The sequence below is a fragment of the Desulfuribacillus alkaliarsenatis genome (assembly GCF_001730225.1).
GTDB lineage: Bacteria > Bacillota > Bacilli > Desulfuribacillales > Desulfuribacillaceae > Desulfuribacillus > Desulfuribacillus alkaliarsenatis.
The window spans coordinates 87,136-109,137 of sequence record NZ_MIJE01000002.1 but is presented as its reverse complement, the minus strand read 5'-3'; the positions used below and the strand labels follow the sequence as shown (position 1 = coordinate 109,137).

The following is a 22,002-nucleotide window of genomic DNA, read 5'->3' as shown; positions in this document are numbered from 1 at the left end:
AAAAGGACATTTATAACTTGCAGATACTAGTTAAGGTGGTCATCTATTATGGGGGAAAGACAGCAAGAGTGTTTGATATTAGACAAGCAAACAATGAATAAAGTAATACCGTTATTAAGCTTAACAATCTTTTTCTCAGCTAATAATAATTCAATGTTCAATGTGGCCCTGCCTGACATTGCCGAACAATTCCAACTATTGCCTTCTGAGATTAGTTGGGTTGTTATTGGTTTTATTGTATTATTTGCATTAAGTGCAATTATAACTGGTAAACTAGCGGATATGTACCCTGTTAAATATTTAATAACGCTGGGATTGCTTGTTTTCAATGTCGGACTTATTTTAGGATTTCTGTCAGATACTTATTGGATGCTCCTGCTTGCAAGATATCTTCAGGCCTGTGGCTCGGGTGCGATTCCGGCTTTAATGATGATAGTTGCAACTAGATATGCACCACCAGAAGATCGGGGAAAAGCATTAGGTATTATTTCGTCATCTATAGCATTTAGTGCAGGTATTGGATATATGCTTGGAGGAATAATAATAGACTCCTTCGGGTGGAACTATTTATTTTTAGTATCACTACTTTCTATATTTAGTATTTATTTACACAATAAATGGTTGCCATTTGGAACTATAAAAGCGGGGAGCTTTGACAAAGTAGGGGCATTTATTTTGATTTTATTTATAACAAGTGTGTTAATTGCGATAAATCAGTTGCTACTATGGCTTGTACCTGCATGCTTAATATTGTTAGCCTTATTTATATGGCATGTGTTAAGGGTTGAAAACCCATTTATTAAACCACAGCTGTTTATAAACCAGAAATTTAGAAGGAGCTTGTTAACTACATTTCTTGTCTCGGGAACATTTATGGCAGCCCTATTCTTTTTTATTCCACTGATGCTTAGGGAACTGTATGGGCTTTCGAGTGCAGAGATTGGGCTGATGATATTTCCAGCGGCTATTAGTGCAGCTATCCTAGGAAGCTATAGTGGAAAGTTCGCTGACAGAGTGGGAAGTATACCAGTTGTTTATGCAGGAACAGGAATATTACTGTTTAGTTTCTTTCTATTATCAGTTATTGCTGGAGAATCACCTATCTTGATTGGATTTGTACTTGCTGTTTCATACGTTGGCTTTGCTACATTTCATTCATCAATAGCAAACACGGTATCACAAATTCTTCCTCCTGAACAAATAGGTGTCGGGATGGGAATTTTTAACCTAACATACTACTTATCGGGTGCTGTATTTACTGCTATTAGTGGGAAGGCACTCGATTATTCGGCTACAGCAATTAAACTAAATCCATTTCTAGCAAACGATACGGCTGCGATGTATAGCAATTTAGGTATTGTATTTATTTGTGCAATATTATTAGGACTCATACTTTTTCATAATACTTTTAAAAAGAAACAAGATGATGGGGCGTTTCTATGATGAACCATATATTAGATAAACAACTACAGACAGCTAAAGATATATCAACATTACTCGTGCGTTCACCAAGCTGTAGCTGCGTGCTAGAGGATGTTTTAGAAATGATGGTTAACGATTGGTCTATTAAAGGAGCAGCAATTGTTGTTGCAAATAACCGAGGTAGCTTTAATGTGCTTGCTAGTTATGTATCCACCAAGGATTATCAAGAGCGAACATCTTTGCAAGAATATATACTGTCGAATCTAGAAAAGAGTTCTATGCTGGGAGAAGCTCAGGTAACCAGGAGAGAATTATTGCTGTTACAGGTTCCTCTTTACTTACAAGACAAAAAAAGAGGATGTTTATGTATTATTGCTGATAGAGAACTGAAAGTAGAAAAATCATGGTTAACTATACTGGAGATAATTAGCAACCAGGCAAGTCAAGCTCTAGAAAAGGAGCTTGAGAAGGAGAAGACACGTTATTACAAATCATTATTTAAATCAGTACTAGAGGGTTTGACTGAAGGCATAATATTAACTAATAATCGCGACATCATTTATAGCAATAAAGTAGCTATGAATTTGATTCATAATGATGGCGGATTAATGAACACATTAGATGAAATGATTTCTAAGATTACTAATATAGCAGTCAATTCTGTAAAAGTACAAGTATATATGGAAGCTGCAGAGAACAATAATAGTACCTACTTTTTTGAGATAGAGACTACAGATCGTAAATTTCTGCGCTTTACCAAGTTCCCAATATCTAAAGATAGCAGCCCAATTAAACATTGGGGATATCTAATTAATGATATAACAAAACGTAAGGAAGCGGATAAAATCAAGGATGATTTAATCGCAACAGTAAGTCATGAGCTAAAAACTCCGCTCACAAGCATTAAGGGTAACGTCAGCACCTTGCTACGAGAGGATGTAATTTGGTCAGAGACAGATCGTAAAGAATTTTTACTAGACATTTACGAAGAGAGTGAAAGGCTAAACGATCTTATAGAAAAGCTTCTAGATATATCTAAAATCAATGCAGGCGTTATTAAGCTAGATAAAACCTATGTAACGATTAATAGAATTGTTGAAAAGCTAGAAGAAAGGGTTATAAAAAGATACGGCCATATAGTTAATCGCCATTATGCAGATAATATCACGTATCATATTGATGGAGGGACAGATTTGCTTTATATTGATGAACATCGAGTCCTCCAAGTGTTATTGAATTTGATTGATAACGCCATTAAATATGGGCCGGAGGATGGATTGATTGAAGTCTACGCAGAGAGTCAAGGTCGCTCAGTTCATTTCATAGTAAGAGATCAAGGGCCAGGAATTCCTGAGGAGAAGCTAAAGAAAATTTTCACTAAATATTATAGAATTGATAGCGATTTAATCACAATGGGAAGTGGACTTGGTCTAGCTATCTGCAAAGGGTTTATAGAAGCACATCGAGGGAAAATTTGGGCCGAGAGTACGCAGGGCAAAGGCAGTGCATTTCACTTTATTTTACCTAAAAAATAATAAAGGAATGATATCAATGCACCAGAAAATACTCGTCGTCGAAGATGAACATAAAATTCAAAGGTTTATTCGAGCGAACCTCGTTGCCAGTAAATATAATGTTATAACAGCTTCTGACGGACAAGAAGCAATAGACATGTTTGAACAAAACCTGCCCGATTTAATATTGTTAGATATAATGCTTCCAAAACTAAATGGGTTCCAGGTATTAGAGAAAATTCGAGAATTTTCATCAGTACCGATTGTTGTTATTACGGCAAAGGGGAATTTGGCAGATGTACTGAAAGGATTAGAGCTAGGCGCTGATGATTATATTGTAAAACCATTTGATATTCAGGAATTACTGGCTCGAATTAAAACCGTGTTACGTAGGACTCAAAGTGAAATACGAGCCGACAGTGAGACATTACTTGAATTAGGGGACATAAAGATTAACTTTATGAGTATGAGTGTTCATGTAAAGGACAGAGAAATTACCTTTACTCCTACAGAGTTTAAATTATTAGCTGAGCTTGCGAAAAACGTCGGCTGCGTATTAACACACGAGGAATTGCTAGGCAAGATTTGGGGGGCGGAATATCGTAACGAAACCCAGTACCTTCGCGTCTGCGTTGCACGAATTCGTCGTAAGCTCGATATCCTAAAAGGTGATGTAGGGTTTATAAAAACTGTACCAACGGTCGGATATATGATGATAGGTCACGATTTGGAGGGCGACTATGAATAACAATCAGAATACAGCAGCAAAGATTCATGAGGTAGGGGAAGAGTATCAGCGCTTTAACCAAAAAAACCATGTAATCATGCAAACGCTCTGGAACGAGGAATTAAAAGATATTGACGCTGAAAGAAATAAAATATTAAAAGAGCATGTTCAGTCTGGGAAACAAGGGTATAATCGCTTTGATTATGCCTTTCACCATGGTGCAATGAATTTTATTGACAAAATTGGTTTTGGTATTAATGTGCCAGACCAGTCGGCCAATAGCTGGGACAATTTTGTCTGTTCAATACCATATGAAGGAGCCTTCGAAGACCCAGTGGAAACGACTAAGGTCGTCAAAAAAGCTGCTATGATGTATGGTGCAGATGCTGTAGGTATTACGAAGCTCGATCGGAGATGGGTTTATTCAGAATGGTATGATCCAGAGAAAAAAGAGAGCTTTCCTATTAGGTTTTCTGACGAAAATTCAGCATATCATCAAATTACGAAGCCAGTTTTAATGGCAGATGGAACTCGTGTGTTACCAAAGGCAATGGATACCGTTATTGTTTTAATGTTTGAAATGAATTATGACCGACTTCGCTACGCTCCCACCTTATTAGCTTATGGAGAAACCTCTAAGGTCTATACAGACATGTGTAAGGTGAGCATGAATGTAGCAGGGTTTATTAATGCATTAGGCTTTAATGCTTTACCGAGTATCAATTGTACGGCATTAAATGTTCCTTTAGCGATTGATGCAGGGCTAGGTCAAATCGGTAGACATGGGAAAGTCATCAGTCCGACATTAGGGTCAAGAACGAGGGTTGCTAAAATTATTACGGACATGCCTTTATTGCCAGATGAACCAATCGATTTTGGTGTTACAGAGTTTTGTGATACATGTAAGAAATGTGCACGAGAGTGTCCTAGCAATGCGATTAGCAATGGAAAACGAGCGAAAGAAGCAGTAGATGAGACTGGGAATTCACACTATTTACGTTGGATAATTGACCATAAAAGATGCTATAAATATTGGGCGGAGTGCGGTACTAATTGTAATATCTGCTTGTATGTGTGTCCGTATAATAGAGGATATAGATGGACACGAAATGTACTAGATTTAACTGACGATCGTAACACTAACTCAAACAATATGATTGATAGCTTAGAAGATATCTATTCACTGGATGGACTTAGTGCTCGTTCTCATAAATACTGGAAGAAAGAATAGCATAACAAAGAACATAACAAAAGATTAAAAAATTATAAAAAATACAGCAAATTGCATAATAATAGTTAAATATGTGATAGGATGAATACAAATAAATAGTGAGACGAAATAGCAAGGTGCTCAGCGAGAGCTGGGAGAATAGGGAAGACCGGTGTAATTCCGGCGCGGACCCACCGCTGTAAGTAGATACGAACCTCTTAATACCACTGAGATAAATCTCGGGAAGGAAAGAGGGGAGAATGACCTGCGAGCCAGAAGACCTGCCTGCTATAATGAGTTGTTACATGGAAAAGTGCAGCTCAGAGTATTTAGGGACTCTAAGATGGGGAGATTCCTTAGCTAAGGCTAAGGAATCTTTTATTTTTATAAAGGGAGTGAAATAAGTTATGCATATTTCTGATGGAGTATTTAGCTTGCCAGTTACAGGTACAGCAGCTGCTATAAGTGCGGGGATTTTAGCATACTCAGTCAAAGGCTTACAATCAAAGGAGATACCAAAGATTAGCTTAGTAACGGGAGCGTTCTTTGTAACATCGTCGATTCACCTTCCAATTGGGCCGAGTTCGGTGCATCTTTTGCTAATAGGATTGTTAGGCATTCTACTGGGTAGAAGAGCGCCAATAGCAATCTTTGTTGGCTTATTGCTACAAGCAACGATTTTACAGCATGGTGGCATTATTGCAATTGGAGTTAATTTCTTAATTACGGCTATTCCAGCGTTAATCGTTGCCTACATATTCCGCAAACTATCAAACGTACAATTGTTTTGGAGAAGCGCCATTACAGGTGGATTGGCCGTAATATTAATTGTTACCATTATGATTATGGCGTTATTACTAAGTAGTGATATATACAATCAAGGGGTATTCTCTGTTATCAATGTACTGGTAATGAGTCACGTACCATTGATTTTCATAGAAGGGTTGATGACAGGCTTAGTTATCCGATTTATTCAGCGCACTCGTCCACAATTAATCACCTACTGAACAGAGTAGAACGGTTTTTGCTCGTTAGTGCTAAGCTTGATATGGGAAAGTTGGTAATGGTATGAGACAACAGGCATTACAGTCAAACAAGTGGGAATACGCAACATGCAAACAACATCATAACGATTCATGGTTATATCGATGGGAACCACGAACGAAAATTGTCGCAGCGGTAAGTTACATCATATTAACGCTGAGTTTATCATCGATTTCAACATTGCTTGTCGCCTTTTCACTTGTTCTGTTTTCAACGGTAGCTGGGAAGGTGCCTTTAAAACCCACGGTAAAGAAGATATCTTGGCTGCTTCCCTTTCTCGTATTAATGGCAATACCATTGCTATTTGGTAATGGATTACAGCCAACTACTGAACAATACCAATTTACAGGGGCACTATTATTAAAGGCATTAACATCCGCAGCGGTGATGATTATATTGTTATCAACACAATCAATAAGCTCGTTTTTTCAAGCATTAGGAAATTTAAAGCTACCGCCCTATATGACAGCGATTTTGTTTTTAACGTTTAGATACGTGTTCCTATTTCGAGATGCAATAAGAGATGTAGAGAAGGCGCTGCGGTCAAGAAATTTCAAATTCAAAAATAATCCTAGGAAGTATAATACACTTGGTGAGGTCTTAGGTGGTATGTTTGTCGGCGCCTTCGATAGGTCAGAGACGCTACATCGCGCCATGGAGGCACGAGGGTTTGACGGGACATTACGAATGGGGCCCGCGAAAACGATTAATATTAAGGATTTGCTGTTAGCGACTATAGTAATATTTATAGCGATACTCCTAATTTTAATAGATAGGGGGGTGCTGTTTTATGGATATTGATAGAAGTACAATCACAAATATGCAATACGCCGCGGAAATCAAAGGTATAAGCTATTGTTATCCTGATTCCACGAAGGCGCTACATCAGGTCAGTCTTTCTATACCTGAAGGGGCGAAAGTAGCAATTTTGGGGGCTAACGGCTGCGGGAAATCGACATTACTATATCATTTGAATGGTTTATTGCTAGCTCAAACAGGAAATGTCAAAATTTTTGGAAGCGAAGTCAACGAGGAAAATATCCAACAAATAAGAGAGAAGGTCGGATTTGTGTTTGCGAATCCAGACTCCCAGCTGTTTGCCACATCTGTTAGAGAGGATATAGCATTTGGACCGAGAAACCAACGCCTAAATGAGGAAGAAGTACAAATGCGAGCAAACAAAGCAATGGAGCAGGTTGGGATTAAGAATCTAGCAGAGCGGCCTCCACAAAATTTAAGTTTAGGCCAAAAAAAGAGAGTAGCCATTGCTGGAGTGCTAGCAATGCACCCTGATATTTTAGTATTTGATGAGATTACTGTCGGTCTGGACCCAGCCTCTAAAAGGGAGCTTTTCGAAATCCTAGCGAATCTCGAGCAACAAGGAAAGACATTAATCATATCAACTCACGATGTTGACCTTGCTTTTCAGTGGGCAAGTGAAATTGTTGTAATGGCAGATGGGAAAATTTGTGCGACAGGCTCAGGCGATCTATTACGAGATAAAGAACTGGTAGCAAGAACAGCATTAGAGACACCCCAGGTGGCCGAAATATTTTCTGAAACTTCTTATCGACCGAAATCAGTTACAGAAGCCAAACAGATTGTAAATAGACTAGATGAAAAGGCAAGTATTTTATAAAATTTTAATTTGTTGTAGCTTCATTTGAGCGATATAATGTAAGCAACTACCAAATAGTTATAGGTGCCCATAATTGGGTTAAAAGGGAATCAGGAAAGCCTGAGCGGTCCCGCCACTGTAACCAGCTACGAACCATACGTAACCACCATGAATTGGGAAGGGTATGGGGAGGATGATCTGGAAGCCAGGAAACCTGCCTGTAATGAGTAGCTGGAAGACCCCTCGAGGAAGGTATGGTCAGAGAAATTCTGAGATAATAACCTCTACTTCAGGGTAGAGGCTATTTTTTTAGAAACAAACGTGAAATGAACATACAGCTTCCATGGGAATTATAATTGATGGAGGTTTAACAAATGGAACAATTTCAGAGAACGCTAGAAGCAGTAGTGGAAACAGACACAGAGTACGGAATAAAGGCGCAGGAACGATTGGATTTTTTAACAAAACCCCCTGGGAGCTTAGGAGTATTGGAGCAAATAGCCGTAAAGCTCGCTTGCATTCAACAAAACCCAATGCCGAGGCTAGGCAAAAAAACGGTGCTCGTCATGGCAGGTGACCATGGAGTGGTAGAAGAGGGTGTGAGCGCATTTCCACAAGAAGTAACGCCGCAAATGGTTTTGAACTTTCTTGGTGAAGGAGCTGCCATTAATGTATTAGCTAAACAGGCTGACGCTAAGGTAGTTGTTACAGATGTGGGTGTAGCGTCTCCAATAGCCGAACATCCGAGTTTATATCAGAAAAATGTACGTCGTGGCACTCGTAATATGGTCAAGGAAGCAGCGATGACTATGGAAGAGGCAATCGAAGCCATAGAAGTGGGGATTGAGATTGTAACGAAGGAAATAGACAAAGGTGCTACTATTGTCGCCACAGGTGAAATGGGCATTGGCAACACGACTCCGAGTAGCGCTATACTAGCTTGCTTTAGCGGTGATGAGTTAGAAAGGATTACAGGTAGAGGGACTGGCGTTAATGACGCAGGATTACATAAAAAACAACAAGCAATTAGAACAGCGATAGAAATTAATCAACCCGATGTAAATAATCCGCTCGATGTATTACGAAAAGTCGGAGGGCTAGAGATTGCGGCCTTAACAGGTGTGATTTTAGGAGCAGCAGCCAAAAAGGTGCCTGTTGTGATTGATGGCTTTATCTCTACTGCGGCAGCCTTAGTAGCGTATAAGTTAAAACCAGAGACAAAAGATTACATAATAGCTTCTCACATATCTCAAGAGCCAGGACATAAGGTTATGCTGGATATGATTGGGCTTCAACCGATGTTATACCTTGATATGCGTTTAGGTGAGGGTACAGGAGCTGTATTAGCATTTCATATGATAGAAGCAGCTACCAGGATCATAAATGAGATGGCTACCTTTGCCGAAGCAGGAGTAAGTGAAGGGAAGTAATAAAAGGATTTGAGGTGACGATATGGGATCGCAACTGCTGATAGCTGGGGTGCAAAGTGGAGCAGGCAAAACAACATTGACATTAGGAATTATGGCTGCACTTAAAAGGCGTGGATTAACAATTCAGCCATTTAAAGTTGGTCCGGATTATATAGATCCTGGTTTGCATTATCATGCGGCGGGCACGCGTTCTCATAACCTGGATAGTTGGATGGGCAGCGAACAAGTGGTTAAAGACTTGTATGCGAAGCATACTCAGCAAGCAGACGTGGCAATAATTGAAGGTGTAATGGGGTTGTTTGATGGCGCAAAGCATGAACGTCTGCTAGGGAGTAGTGCCCATATTGCGATGATTTTAGATATCCCTGTCGTGCTTGTGGTTAACGTCAAAGGCATGGGCAGAAGCTGTCTAGCATTGATTAAAGGCTTTAGCGAGTACGAGCCACAACTGCGGATAAAGGGTGTTATTCTTAACAATGCAGGTAGTGACTATTACAAATCATTCATAAAAAAAGAGATTGAACAAGAACTAGGAGTAAAGGTCATAGGTTGCCTAAGTAAAAACGATGATATTCGTATGCCCGAACGTCACTTAGGCCTACTGCCAGCAGAAGAGAATCAAGAACTAGCAGCTGCGATTTCAAAAATGGCTGACATGGTCGAGGCAGAGATTAATCTTGATGAACTGCTAGCAGTTGGCCGACAGGCGCAGCATAATCAAAATTATAATCATAAAGAGTATGAAACAATTAGAAGTACTGACGGTATTGAAGCAAAAAAGCTGGAAAAAGTAAAAATTGGCGTCGCTAAAGATGAAGCCTTTAGCTTCTACTATCAGGATAGTCTCGATTTTTTAGAAGAACTTGGAGCGGAGCTTCACTACTTTAGTCCTTTGCGAGATGCAAAGCTACCAGATGTAGATGGCTTATATATAGGTGGAGGCTTTCCAGAAATGTTTCTTGAACAACTGGCAGATAATCGCTCAATGGTAGATTCTATCAAGTTGATGGCGGATAGTGGCATACCTATATTTGCAGAATGCGGTGGATATATGTATTTAGCAGAATCGATTAGAGATCGTGAGGGCCGCAGTTGGAATGGAGTAGGGATTGTTCCTATTCAAATTGAAATGACGAAACGTTTGGTTGCCTTGGGCTATGTGCAGGCAACGGCTCTGCAAGATTCTTTGATTGCAGGCGCAGGGGAATTGCTCCGAGGACATGAATTTCACTACTCTAAGATAATTCCTACAAAGCGGGTTCAAGCGGAACAGGGAAGCTTAGATGCAGACACAGGTTTAAAAGCACATGCAGCTTTCTCGTTGGTTGGAGGTAAGGGTGCCGCTGGACGATTAGAAGGCTATAGCAAGGGCAATATTTGTGCATCATACTTACACTTACACCTGCGCTCGAATCCAAAGGCAGTGACTAGATTGCTAGTAGCCTGTCGTGCGTATAAACGTGGAGGCATGAAATAAATGGGCAATCAGACCAAACTCAGATCAGGCTATACAACTGGCACCTGTGCGGCAGCAGCTACCCGTGCTGCCATAGAAAGACTACTAGGGAACGATGTTACTGAGGTTACTATTACCCTTCCTAACGGGGAACAGGTAAGAATCCCAGTTGCCTTTGCTAAAATCGAAGGTACAACAGCGAAAGCGGGAGTGATCAAGGATGCGGGCGACGACCCTGATGTTACTAACAATATGTGCATCCAGTCCGAGGTTCAACTACATACTGGGGGTAACCAAGAAATTGTAATAACAGGTGGAGAAGGCATTGGTAAGGTAACAAAGCCTGGCTTGTCCGTTCCAGTCGGAGAATATGCGATAAATCCAGTGCCAAGGCAGATGATTATGCAGCAAGCGCAGGAGCTTTTGTCAAGCGGTATGGGGGCTACGATAACACTTTCTGCACCAGAAGGAGCCAAGATTGCTAATAAAACCCTCAATCCAAAGCTAGGTATAATCGGAGGCATATCTATACTTGGAACGACCGGTATTGTGCGGCCGATGTCAGAGGAAGCTTACCTCGACTCGCTAATCCCGCAAATACACCAAGCAATTGCCATGGGTCAATCGGTTATTGCACTGACTCCAGGGGGTATGGGTGAAAAGAAGCTGTTGAGCCTGGGAGTAAATTCAGATGCCATTGTGCAGACCAGTAATTTCATAGGCGCTATGATTAAGGAATGCGCCAAGCACGAACAGATTAGAGGGATTCTCCTATTTGGACATATCGGCAAGCTGATAAAGGTTTCAGCGGGAATTTTTCATACCCATAGTAAAGTAGCAGATGGGCGAAGGGAAACTCTAGCCGCCCATGTAGCGCTAATGGAAGCACCTGTACAGGCAATTCGCGACATCATGGCACTCAACACAATTGATGCTGGGAAGGACATAGTTGAACAGTATGGCTTGCAGCAGGTCTATACATCATTAGCTACAGCGGCTAGCCAAAGGGTAATCGACCTTATTGAAGAGGTTCGATATCATAACGAAGCTGAGTCGTTACCGCAGATTAGTGTGGGCACAGTTATGTATGCCCTTGACGGACAGATTTTAGGCTATGACCTTGAGGCAGCGGACTTAGGGAAAGAACTGGGGTGGAGACTATGATGGAAAAACAACAATCTACATCGCAGAGAAAAATTAAGGTAGTCGGCACAGGGCCAGGTGCTGTGGAGTATATAACACCAATAGCGAAACAGGCAATTGAACAGGCCGATGTCGTAGTGGGCGCGAAGCGATTACTAGAAGCATTTGCAGTCCCAGGGCAGCAACAGCTTATAGTTGACAAAGAATTATTGAATGTAGTGACCCAGATGAAAAACCTGCAGAAGCTGAACAATATTACCGTATTGGTATCTGGAGATACAGGGATTTTCAGCTTTGCTAACTATCTTACAAAACATTTTCAAGCAAAAGAACTTGTTTTCATTCCTGGTATTAGCTCTGTGCAAGTGATGTTTGCAAGGCTACAAAGGCCGTGGGTAGAGGCGCAAATTATCAGTATGCATGGACGAACGGAAGCGGGCTTAGTTGACATTATACAGGGGGCAAAGGTTACGGCTATGGTTACAGGGACTCCCTGGACACCTCAAACTATTGCCAAAAAATTGCTAGATTCGCTGGCGATGGAAATAGTAGCGTGCGATTGGCGAGTAGCAATCGGCAAAGATTTAACTTATGCCCATGAACAAATTATAAATACGACGATTGGGACACTAGTCGATGATAAGAACGACTATAGTAATAGTGTGATGGTGATATGGAATGACTCTCAATAATAAAGTGTATGAAGCATTCGGCATTCCCGATGAACAATTCGTTCGCAGCGAAGGTGTGCCGATGACGAAGAACGAAATTCGTGTTCTATCGCTTGCAAAACTCCAACTAACTCCTGCAGCTACAGTATACGATATCGGGGCAGGGAGCGGATCTGTTGCTATTGAAATCAAGCGGATGGTTCCAGATGGCAAAGTGATAGCAATTGAGAAAAATCCAGAAGCCATCAAAGTGCTGAAGGAAAATAGCAAGAAATTTAAGGTAGCAATCGACGTTATTGAAGGGCTTGCGCCAGATGCGCTAGAAGGGTTGCCTGTTGCTGACCGCATATTTATCGGAGGGAGTGGAGGTAATCTCGAACAAATTCTTCGGGTTTGTGATAGCAAGCTTACAACGGGTGGAAGAATCGTCCTGAACTCCGTCACTCTCAATACGGCGACAGACGCCTATAAAATACTTGAAGAACTAGGGTATGAAATAGAAGTTACACAAGTGGCTATTTCCTACATAGTGAGTCGCGGCAACGCACAGATGTGGCAAGCAAGAAATCCAGTAACTATTATAGCAGCAGCAAAAACAGACAATACAAAAACAGACTATACAAAGGAGGGAGCAGCCAATGAACGGTAAGCTATACGGAATCGGTGTTGGTCCAGGCGATCCTGAGCTTCTGACACTTAAGGCAAAAAGAATTTTAGAACAAGTAGAAGTGTTGCTTGTCCCCAAATCAAAGATGGAAAAGCGCAGTATCGCCTTAGAAATTGCCAAAGGAGCCGTTGATAAGGATTGGCAGCAGGTTGATTTACATATGCCAATGACAGCAGACAAGGCAGAACTCATAAAAAGCTGGCAACAAGCAGCTAAGCAGATTGCGAACATATTACAAGAGGGTAAAGATGCTGCCTTTGTTACTTTAGGTGATCCCTCGCTTTATTCAACATTTACCTATGTAATGAAACACATTAAAGCTTTAGCCCCAGAAGCCTTGATTGAAATTGTACCCGGAATTAGCTCTATCAATTTGATGGCAGCTACATACCAGGTGCCATTAGCTGAATCGGAAGAAAGCGTAGTGATAATCCCTGCACTAAAAGACAAAGAGAGCCTAGAGCAAACGATAAATCAGTTTGACAATGTAGTACTGCTTAAGGCAGGGAACCAAATACAGAAGCTCTCAGACATCTTAGCTGAATTAGGTCAGGAGAAAGATTTTTACTATGCAAGTCGCTGTGGCTTTGCAGACAGCTATTATACTGAAGACATCACAGAACTGCTAGATAGAAAGCTCGATTATCTATCAACCATAATCATAAAGAAGAAAAAATAGACTTTAAAAAATAAATAAATTATAAAAGTAAAATTGGTAGCTACTATAAGTTTACTAGAAACGAAAGCTATGAAGAGTGGGAGTTGAGACAATGATATATTTTGTTGGTGCAGGGTCGGGCGATCCAGATTTGATTACGCTAAAAGGGTATAAGCTACTTCAGCAGGCGGATGTCGTCGTCTATGCGGGGTCATTAGTAAATCCAGAGGTTTTATCACATGCCAAAGAAGGGGCGAAAATTGTCAATAGTGCGCATTTAGCCCTTGAGGAAATTGTTCGAGAGATGGTTGAGGGGTACCAGGTAGGGAAGCTAGTAGTGCGCTTACATACAGGAGATCCGAGCCTGTATGGTGCAATCGGTGAACAAATCGATATGCTAAACGAGTTTAATATTCCTTATAAAGTAGTTCCTGGGGTTAGCTCCTTCTTGGCCGCCGCCGCTAGCCTTGGTAGAGAATACACGATTCCAGATGGAACACAGACGATGATTGTAACACGCTTAGAAGGAAGGACACCTGTACCCGCTTCAGAGAGCTTGAAAAGTCTAGCATCTCATAAGTCTTCGATGGCAATATTTCTATCTGTTGGCATGATTGATAGAGTCGTAGAGGAATTGTCACAGGTGCATCCACTGGATATGCCAATTGCCGTAGTAGAAAAAGCCTCATGGCCAGAGGAACGCATTGTAAAGGGCACATTGGAAACAATAGGGGAGCTTACTAGGGAAGCAGGTATAACGAAAACAGCACTTATATTAGTAGGGGAATTCCTAAATCATACAGGCAAATCGAAATTATACGACAAGGATTTTGCCCATGAATATCGACAGTAGCAACGAGTTTACGCAAGATCAGATACAATATCAATCTATAGCGGTGTTATGTTTGACGGAGAATGGTCTAAGGCTGGCAACAGTATTAGCAGAAAACATGCAAAATACACAAAAGATACAAGCAAGTCAATATCAATCAATCAGCTTGTATATACCTAAACGATTGCATACAAAACTAGAGGATTTGATTGAAGATCGTTTAGAGGTATTAAGACCTACGGTTACCGTCAGCTTTTACGACGAATGGCAAAATGTATTTTCGGAGGCATTTCACCAGTATTCTCATGTCATTTGTATTATGGCCACGGGGATTGTCGTTCGTAGTCTAGCGCCGCTAGTAAGGTCAAAGTATACAGACCCAGGTATTGTTGTACTTGATGAAGCAGGTAAATTTGCCATAAGCCTTTTATCAGGACATGTAGGTGGCGCCAATCAGCTAGCTGAAGATGTTGCAAGTGCGATTGGAGCTATGCCTGTAATTACCACTGCCACCGATGTCAATCACAAACCAGCCATCGATATTATAGCAAAAAGACTGAGTGCAGTCATAGAACCTATAAGTCAGGTGAAAACCTTTAATCGCTTGCTCGTTGAAAACCAAACAGTAAGTATAACAAGCCCATTTCCGCTTACAAACAATATAACCGAAGGGTTTGTGTATAACGACCAGGATAAAGATGCAACAAATAATCCAACGGTAATCGTAAGTCCGTTTGTGCACAAACAGCAACACAATAGCATTCAAATCATACCAAAGACATTAATCATCGGCATTGGATGCCGTAAAGGGGCGCTGTATACCCAACTCCAGGCAGCGGTGGAAAGTGCACTAGAGCAATACGACATTCATAGAAACAGCTTGAAGGCACTAGCTACCATAGATTTCAAAGCAGCAGAACCTGGAATTAAGGAACTGGCAGCAAAAATGGAGCTGCCTATTATAGAAGTGCCAAAAGACGAAATAAGTAGATTAGAAGAAAATTATATTCCATCCGAATGGGTGAGAAAAAGCATAGGAGTTGGTGGAGTATGCGAACCAGCAGCAAAGATTGCAGCCAAGTATGGAATAACAATCATACCGAAACAAATAATCAACAGCGTGACAATCAGCATTGCCATGGAAAAATCCTGGTGGTGGGACTGGGACCTGGTGACCGAAGCTACAGTGCGCCAGCAGCCATAACGGCAATTGAAACGGCAGATGTAATTGTCGGCTATAAAACGTATTTGAATTTAATCGAAGATTTATTGGTAAATAAAGAAGTTATAAGCTCAGGCATGCGCAAGGAAATAGACCGTGCCAAGGCAGCAGCCGACTTAGCCAGCGAAGGGAAGTGCGTAGCTGTCGTTAGCAGTGGCGACCCAGGCGTGTACGGCATGGCGGGAATTGTTTTGGAGCTCGTAGAGGAGCAGTATAATGACAAAAATATTGAAGTAGAAGTCATACCAGGGATTACAGCCGCTACAGCTGCTGCTGCGGCGCTAGGAGCACCACTTATGCACGACTTTGCTGTCATTAGCTTAAGTGATCTGTTAACACCATGGACGAAAATCATGACACGCATCGAAGCAGCAGGGCTAGGGGACTTTATTGTCGTTCTTTACAACCCTAAGAGCCACGGCCGACCCAATCACATTAATACAGCGCGGGAAATTTTCCTATGGCATAAAGACCCGATGACGCCTGTTGGCATTGTCCGCAATGCAAAACGTGGAGAAGAGGAAGTAATTATTACAAACCTGAAGGAAATGCTGAATCATCCAATTGACATGCTGACAACTGTAGTTATTGGAAACTCGCAAACGAAGATTATTAACGGGAAAATGGTAACGCCAAGGGGATATCAATTATGATATTTGTCTTAGCGGGTACGACAGAGAGTAGGGCAGCGATTAGTGCATTGCAAAATGCGGGGCATCGAGTCGGTGCATCCGTAGTCACGGCATTTGGTTCGAACCTCCTAACTCGGCAAGGTGTCACATATATCAATCAAGGTAGATTTGATGAACATACATTGACAACAGCGCTTTTGGATAATCAAGTCCAATGCCTGGTTGATGCTACACATCCTTATGCCATCGAGATTAGCAAGTTAGCAATGAAAGTAGCTGCAGCTTTGCAAATCCCGTATATCCGTTATGAAAGACAGGCCGGCGATGTGCATGAGCATCCTCTGGTAAAACATGTACAAAATCTTGAAGAGGTAGAGACTCTGATTAAACCTAATCAAAGAGTGTTTAGTACCTTAGGTAGTAAAAGCCTACCAGTATTAGTACCAATGATGAAAAGGGTAGGAGCTGAGCTAATTGTTCGTGTCCTGCCTTGTACAGAATCGATACAATTATGTGAGCAGATAGGGGTAGACCTAGCAAACATAGTTGCAATGAAGGGACCATTTACGGAAATGCTGAACACGGCTTTGTTTAGACAATACAATATTGATGTCATGCTGACAAAAGAAAGTGGTCATAGTGGAGGTTTTCACGAGAAAATCAAATCGGCATCCGAGCTCGATATAACAAGCTTAGTAATTCGTAGACCAGAGCTCTTATATCCAGAGATAGCAGATACTATCGAACAATTAATAGAAAAGGTCACAGGAGTAGGAATCGAGCAGAGCAATCAAAGCAGTGCTCACCAAGAGCGCTGTCAGCCAATTACATGAAAAAATGGAGGTTTTTAATATGAAAGAAGGCATAATTTTGTTAGGACACGGAAGTCGTAGAGAAGAGGCAAATCAAGAAATTCATCAAATGGCGAAAAATATTCAGGAGCGAAACCCTGAAGGTCTGTATGAAGTAGGCTTTCTATCCTTTGGTGAGCCGAATATTGGAGATGCAGCAAAGCGTTTAATTAAGAAGGGTGTAGAAAAAATTATTGTTATGCCGATGTTCCTTGTTACAGGTAATCATATAAAACGTGATATTCCAAGTCGTTTAATGATGCTAAAGACTACGCATCCAGATGTTGTCTTTGTGCTGGCAAAGCATTTTGGTCCACATCCAGGCATATTAGACATCGTTGAAGATCGAATCAAAGAGGCACAAGCACTATGAGTATCGGCGAAAACTTACAAATCATCTGGAATCCGCAAGAAATTGAACGTAAGAGCATGTCCATTATAGATGAGTATCTTCAAGGGAAGAGTTTTGCTCCCGTGGAAAAAGATATTATTAAGCGCATCATCCACACAACAGGTGATCCAGACATACTTGACAGTATATGCATCCATAAAGAAGCAAGTCGAGCAGGAATTGAAGCCCTGCGTGGAGGCTGCAATGTCTATACAGACGTAAATATGCTACTTGCAGGAGTCAATCGCAAAAAATTGCAAGGGTATGGAGGCGATGCCTATTGCAAAATTGCCGATGAAGATATTGCCAAAGCGGCCCAAGAGTTAGGGATTACTAGGGCAGCGGCAGCTATGCGACTGTGGGGCAGTCAGCTCGATGGCTCGGTTGTTGCAATTGGTAATGCTCCGACAGCTCTATTTGAAGTGCTTGATTTAATTGAGAAGGGCATAGCAAAACCAGCATTAATCGTTGGTACACCTGTCGGGTTTGTTGGGGCCATGGAATCCAAGGAGCTAATGATAGAAAAAAACCTCGTGCCCTATGTAACGGTGCGTGGCACACGCGGTGGAAGCCCAAGCGCAGTCAGTGTTGTAAATGCACTCTTATATTACCAAGGGAATTAAAATCGAAAAAGAATATTGTGGTGATTAATGTTATCCAAGGAGACTACGTAATGGCGAAATTGGTTATGGTTGTCGGAGGAAGTCGAAGCGGTAAAAGCTCATTTGCTGAGAAGTTAGCCTTTGATTACGAGAAAGCTAATGAAAATACATCTGAAAATACAACCGTTTATTATATTGCTACGGGCAAAATCTTTGATGAAGAGTTTGCGAAGCGAGTGAAACAACACACGGTCAGAAGGCCAAAGCATTGGATTACAATTGAAGAACCCATTTTTATCTCAGAAGTACTTCAAGGCGAAGGTGCTCCAAAGCATAGGATTCAAAGCGAAGGCACTCCATTGTATCTAATCGATGGCGTAGGCACCTGGGTAGCCAATCTGATGTATCAGTCAGAGCTCCAGCCAGAGCTTGTGACTGGAGTATTTCACTGGGATGAAGGAATTGAACAACGATGCATTAATGAAATCGAGCGTTTTATAGATGGGTGTGCAAATGCTTCAGGGACGATTATACTTGTAGCTGATGAAGTGGGTATGGATGTTGTCCCAGAACATAAGGAGGCGAGGGTTTTTCGTGACTTGAATGGTCTAGCTAACCAAAAGCTTGCAAAGCAAGCAGACGAAGTACATCTCGTTGTTTGTGGCATTCCAGTGCAGATTAAATAATAGCTTATAGTTGATTAAAAGTATTTGTAATGGCTTTGTTCAAATAGCAGTGTGGAGGCGATTCTAGAATGACAGGAAAACCTATTATGCTACAGGGGACATCCTCCAATGTGGGAAAAAGTGTCTTGGCGGCGGCCTTATGTAGAATTTTTTATCAAGATGGATTTCAAACGGCACCGTTTAAAGCGCAGAATATGGCGTTGAATTCGGCTGTAACCCCTGATGGTGGAGAAATCGGCAGGGCACAGGCAGTACAGGCGGAAGCAGCGTGTGTAAAACCAACAGTAGAAATGAATCCTGTACTGATTAAACCGAAGCAGGATATGCATGCACAAATTGTTGTGATGGGGAAGCCCTATGCAGATATGTCAGCTAAGGATTATCGGAGCAAATTTCTACCTGGTGCCCATGGTTTAGTACTTGAGTGTATCAATAAGCTTAAACAACAATATGAGGTTCTAGTAATTGAAGGAGCAGGAAGTCCTGCAGAGGTGAATTTAAAAAGTCGCGACATTGTCAATATGAAGACTGCAGAACTCGCTGATTCCCCTGTGCTATTAATTGCTGATATTGACCGAGGTGGTGTATTTGCTTCATTGGTCGGAACCCTTGAGCTATTAGAACCAGAAGAACGATTACGGGTAAAGGGTTTTATCATCAATAAGTTCCGAGGGGATATTGACTTGTTAAAGCCAGGATTAGACTTTCTTGAACAAAAGACTGGCATTCCCGTTCTAGGCGTAATACCTTACTTGCATGACCATGGAATCGAGGAAGAGGATTCCGTATGGTTATCAGAGATAAAGCAATTACAAGCGAGTAACAAAGCTAACCGTGCCGGCAACAAAGCCAAACAAACGAGTGAAAATGTTATAAAGATTGCTGTAACTCAGCTGCCACGAATTTCAAATTTTACAGATATGATGCCGTTTATGCGGTTGCCTGACACAGAACTGCGCTTTGTTAATAAAGGCGAGTGTATAGGTGATGTTGATGTCGTTATAATACCAGGTACAAAAAACTCAATTCTAGATTTACTTTATTTGAAAGAACAGAGATATGACAAAGAAATTATTGAATTAGCTGCAAAAGGGGCAAGGATAGTAGGGATTTGTGGAGGCTATCAGATGCTTGGCAAGGAGCTGTTAGATCCAACTGGCACAGAGGCCGATGTTGGTAATCAACAGGGGCTAGGACTGCTACCGATAAGTACGACCTATAGTGCGACAAAAAGCACCTTCCAAGTAGAAGCAAAACTCATGGCAACCACAGGATTTTGGAAAGATGTAAGCGGTCAGACAGTACGCGGTTATGAAATACATATGGGACAATCCAAATTGGATGCTGGAGCAGCACCATTGCTGGAGATAAAAGCCCGTTCAGGTCAAGAAACAGACGTAGTCGATGGCGCTTATTCTGAAAATGGTAAGATCTTTGGAACCCATGTACACGGTTTTTTTGATAATATCACTATACTAAAAGCCTTTATTAATGACTTGCGTGCAGAGAAAGGCCTTTCGCCGATAGAAGAGCAGCAGCTAGGGGTTTATCAGAAGGAGCAAAACTATAACCGTCTAGCAGATGCCGTAAGAGAGTCATTGGATATGGAACGATTGTATGAGATTATTGGCTTAACGAAAAAGACTAAGGGTGCATGATTATGGAACTGGCGGTTATTTTAATAGTAGCATTCCTCGTTGATGCTTTAATTGGTGACCCGAAGAGACTTCCGCACCCTGTTATTTATATTGGTAAAAGTATTTCCCTCTTGGAAAGGATAGCAAGGGCATGGGCAAAATCCGATAAACAGCTTAAACTAGCAGGTACTATTGTTGTTATTATTATCGTTATTGGAACTTATGCACTAGTATTAGGAGTGATAGCAGCGGCGTTTCGGGTGCACACATATTTAGGGTGGTTTATCAGTGTCTTAATTATGAGTCAAACGATAGCTCTCAACAGTCTATACAGACATGCTCTTGACGTGACAAAACCACTACTTCGTGGTGATCTCAAAGCAGCTAGATTAGCATTGGCGATGATTGTTGGCAGAGATACCGACTCTTTGGATGAACACGAGATTAGTCGCGGCGTCATAGAAACGGTATCAGAGAATACCGTTGACGGTGTTACTGCACCGATTTTTTATGGAATGCTTGGTGGGCCTGCACTAGCTATGGCATACAAAGCAGTGAATACCTTGGATTCAATGATTGGCTATAAAAACGAACGGTATCAACACTTTGGTTGGGCAGGTGCTAAGTTGGATGATATTGCTAACTTTATTCCAGCCAGATTAACAGGTCTGTTCTACCTTGTTATTGCTCCATTGGTACCAGGAAGGATAAAGGGCGTTTGGCATGCAATAATGAATGATGCAGCTAAGCATCCAAGCCCTAACAGCGGGATACCAGAAGCTGCTGTGGCGGGGGCATTGCAAATCCAACTAGGTGGAACGAATTATTACGAAGGAGTCCCATCACATAGAGCCAGGATGGGTAAACCAATTACATCGATAGAAGCAAAGCACATTCAACAAAGTTTATACATTATGGTAGCTGTCTCATGCTTGTTTTTATTAAGCTCTATAGTAGGCGCAATTGCACTAGGAAGTTTGCTCTAATGTAAAACATATCGGAGGATGGTTGAAGATGATTCAAATATATACAGGTGACGGCAAAGGTAAAACGACAGCATCACTCGGTCTTGCTATGCGCGCAGCGGGTCATAAAGTCAAAGTGCGTATTATTCAGTTTATGAAGGGAAGCACCTATACTGGTGAGCTCAGCTCAGCTGAAAAGCTCGGTATTGAAGTTTATCAATTTGGTAGAACATGCCCACATGCCGCTGTTATTAAATCGGGGTTTATGAATTGCCAGAAATGCGGTCAGTGTTGGATTGGGCTTAAGAATATTACGGATATAGACAGACAGAAGGTGCAAATGGCATGGAAACTTGCAAAAGATACAGTCGCCAGCAAAGAATATGGGCTTGTAATCCTTGACGAACTTCTTAATGCATTTAAGTATGATCTTGTGACTGCGGAAGAGGTAGTTACTTGGTTGAAAGGCATTCCGGAAGACATAGAAGTCGTAATGACGGGTAGAAATGCACCGCAAGAACTTATTGAGGTAGCGCACTTAGTGTCAGAAGTGAAAATGATTAAACATCCGTACCAAATTGGAGTGGAAGCACGTAGAGGTATTGAGTATTGATTAGAGGTGGT

Annotated in this window: 23 protein-coding genes and 2 riboswitches; all 23 genes read left to right on the top strand. The window is 41.4% G+C overall.

The genetic code is table 11. The features are described from left to right. The first annotated feature begins 48 nt into the window (after positions 1 to 48). The 23 genes from BHF68_RS04170 (at position 49) to BHF68_RS04060 (ending at position 21,991) form a co-directional block, all read left to right on the top strand. Positions 49 to 1,443 (top strand): MFS transporter, encoded by a 1,395-nt coding sequence (locus BHF68_RS04170; RefSeq protein ID WP_084019197.1) that lies wholly within the window; start codon positions 49 to 51, stop codon positions 1,441 to 1,443. Continuing rightward, entirely contained in the window at positions 1,440 to 2,957 is a 1,518-nt protein-coding gene (locus BHF68_RS04165; protein WP_069642402.1) for a sensor histidine kinase, read from the top strand. Before BHF68_RS04170 ends, BHF68_RS04165 begins: the two co-directional genes overlap by 4 nt. A 16-nt stretch (positions 2,958 to 2,973) precedes the next feature. After that, positions 2,974 to 3,684 carry a response regulator transcription factor gene (locus BHF68_RS04160; protein WP_069642401.1) on the top strand — a complete coding sequence of 237 codons (711 nt, stop codon included), beginning with the start codon at positions 2,974 to 2,976 and terminating at the stop codon, positions 3,682 to 3,684. After that, positions 3,677 to 4,894 (top strand): reductive dehalogenase, encoded by a 1,218-nt coding sequence (locus BHF68_RS04155; RefSeq protein WP_069642400.1) that lies wholly within the window; start codon positions 3,677 to 3,679, stop codon positions 4,892 to 4,894. Before BHF68_RS04160 ends, BHF68_RS04155 begins: the two co-directional genes overlap by 8 nt. A gap of 96 nt (positions 4,895 to 4,990) precedes the next feature. Continuing rightward, a riboswitch (cobalamin riboswitch) is annotated at positions 4,991 to 5,176 on the top strand. A gap of 104 nt (positions 5,177 to 5,280) precedes the next feature. Further along, positions 5,281 to 5,880 (top strand): CbiM family transporter, encoded by a 600-nt coding sequence (locus BHF68_RS04150; protein WP_069642399.1) that lies wholly within the window; start codon positions 5,281 to 5,283, stop codon positions 5,878 to 5,880. 61 nt (positions 5,881 to 5,941) lie between these two features. Further along, positions 5,942 to 6,718, top strand: a complete 777-nt coding sequence (gene cbiQ / locus BHF68_RS04145) for a cobalt ECF transporter T component CbiQ (protein WP_069642398.1) — start codon at positions 5,942 to 5,944, stop codon at positions 6,716 to 6,718. Then, a complete protein-coding gene (locus BHF68_RS04140) occupies positions 6,708 to 7,556 on the top strand; it encodes an energy-coupling factor ABC transporter ATP-binding protein (protein ID WP_218070322.1) in 849 nt (282 codons plus the stop codon). The genes cbiQ and BHF68_RS04140 overlap by 11 nt, the downstream gene beginning before the upstream one ends. 44 nt (positions 7,557 to 7,600) lie before the next feature. Next, positions 7,601 to 7,771, top strand: a riboswitch (cobalamin riboswitch). Positions 7,772 to 7,909: 138 nt separating this feature from the next. Continuing rightward, entirely contained in the window at positions 7,910 to 8,965 is a 1,056-nt protein-coding gene (gene cobT / locus BHF68_RS04135; protein WP_069642397.1) for a nicotinate-nucleotide--dimethylbenzimidazole phosphoribosyltransferase, read from the top strand. A gap of 22 nt (positions 8,966 to 8,987) precedes the next feature. Continuing rightward, positions 8,988 to 10,442: a cobyrinic acid a,c-diamide synthase CobB gene (locus tag BHF68_RS04130; protein WP_069642396.1), complete on the top strand. Its 1,455-nt coding sequence runs from the start codon at positions 8,988 to 8,990 to the stop codon at positions 10,440 to 10,442. Continuing rightward, on the top strand, positions 10,443 to 11,585 hold the full coding sequence (gene cbiD / locus BHF68_RS04125; RefSeq protein WP_069642395.1) for a cobalt-precorrin-5B (C(1))-methyltransferase CbiD: 1,143 nt from the start codon (positions 10,443 to 10,445) through the stop codon (positions 11,583 to 11,585). Further along, on the top strand, positions 11,582 to 12,256 hold the full coding sequence (cbiE, locus tag BHF68_RS04120; RefSeq protein WP_084019196.1) for a precorrin-6y C5,15-methyltransferase (decarboxylating) subunit CbiE: 675 nt from the start codon (positions 11,582 to 11,584) through the stop codon (positions 12,254 to 12,256). Before cbiD ends, cbiE begins: the two co-directional genes overlap by 4 nt. Further along, a complete protein-coding gene (gene cbiT, locus BHF68_RS04115; protein ID WP_069642393.1) occupies positions 12,243 to 12,884 on the top strand; it encodes a precorrin-6Y C5,15-methyltransferase (decarboxylating) subunit CbiT in 642 nt (213 codons plus the stop codon). Before cbiE ends, cbiT begins: the two co-directional genes overlap by 14 nt. Next, positions 12,874 to 13,581 carry a precorrin-2 C(20)-methyltransferase gene (gene cobI / locus BHF68_RS04110; protein WP_069642392.1) on the top strand — a complete coding sequence of 236 codons (708 nt, stop codon included), beginning with the start codon at positions 12,874 to 12,876 and terminating at the stop codon, positions 13,579 to 13,581. The genes cbiT and cobI overlap by 11 nt, the downstream gene beginning before the upstream one ends. Positions 13,582 to 13,672: 91 nt before the next feature. After that, entirely contained in the window at positions 13,673 to 14,413 is a 741-nt protein-coding gene (cobM, locus tag BHF68_RS04105) for a precorrin-4 C(11)-methyltransferase (protein ID WP_069642391.1), read from the top strand. Next, positions 14,397 to 15,596, top strand: coding sequence for a cobalt-precorrin 5A hydrolase (locus BHF68_RS04100; RefSeq protein WP_084019195.1), 1,200 nt, complete (start codon positions 14,397 to 14,399; stop codon positions 15,594 to 15,596). The genes cobM and BHF68_RS04100 overlap by 17 nt, the downstream gene beginning before the upstream one ends. Further along, complete coding sequence (gene cobJ, locus BHF68_RS04095; RefSeq protein WP_069642420.1) at positions 15,542 to 16,267, top strand: precorrin-3B C(17)-methyltransferase; 726 nt, start codon at positions 15,542 to 15,544, stop codon at positions 16,265 to 16,267. The genes BHF68_RS04100 and cobJ overlap by 55 nt, the downstream gene beginning before the upstream one ends. Continuing rightward, the gene (cobK, locus tag BHF68_RS04090) at positions 16,264 to 17,079 is read left to right on the top strand and encodes a precorrin-6A reductase (protein ID WP_069642390.1); all 816 of its coding nucleotides are present in this window, start codon (positions 16,264 to 16,266) and stop codon (positions 17,077 to 17,079) included. Before cobJ ends, cobK begins: the two co-directional genes overlap by 4 nt. Before the next feature lie 19 nt (positions 17,080 to 17,098). Further along, positions 17,099 to 17,470 (top strand): sirohydrochlorin chelatase, encoded by a 372-nt coding sequence (locus BHF68_RS04085; protein ID WP_069642389.1) that lies wholly within the window; start codon positions 17,099 to 17,101, stop codon positions 17,468 to 17,470. Continuing rightward, complete coding sequence (locus BHF68_RS04080) at positions 17,467 to 18,111, top strand: precorrin-8X methylmutase (RefSeq protein WP_069642388.1); 645 nt, start codon at positions 17,467 to 17,469, stop codon at positions 18,109 to 18,111. Before BHF68_RS04085 ends, BHF68_RS04080 begins: the two co-directional genes overlap by 4 nt. Positions 18,112 to 18,161: 50 nt before the next feature. Then, on the top strand, positions 18,162 to 18,776 hold the full coding sequence (cobU, locus tag BHF68_RS04075) for a bifunctional adenosylcobinamide kinase/adenosylcobinamide-phosphate guanylyltransferase (RefSeq protein ID WP_069642387.1): 615 nt from the start codon (positions 18,162 to 18,164) through the stop codon (positions 18,774 to 18,776). A 68-nt stretch (positions 18,777 to 18,844) separates the two neighbouring features. Continuing rightward, positions 18,845 to 20,434 (top strand): cobyric acid synthase, encoded by a 1,590-nt coding sequence (locus BHF68_RS04070; RefSeq protein WP_069642386.1) that lies wholly within the window; start codon positions 18,845 to 18,847, stop codon positions 20,432 to 20,434. A 2-nt stretch (positions 20,435 to 20,436) separates the two neighbouring features. Further along, positions 20,437 to 21,399: an adenosylcobinamide-phosphate synthase CbiB gene (gene cbiB / locus BHF68_RS04065; protein WP_069642385.1), complete on the top strand. Its 963-nt coding sequence runs from the start codon at positions 20,437 to 20,439 to the stop codon at positions 21,397 to 21,399. A 28-nt stretch (positions 21,400 to 21,427) separates the two neighbouring features. Next, positions 21,428 to 21,991, top strand: coding sequence for a cob(I)yrinic acid a,c-diamide adenosyltransferase (locus BHF68_RS04060; RefSeq protein WP_069642384.1), 564 nt, complete (start codon positions 21,428 to 21,430; stop codon positions 21,989 to 21,991). Positions 21,992 to 22,002 lie beyond the last annotated feature (11 nt).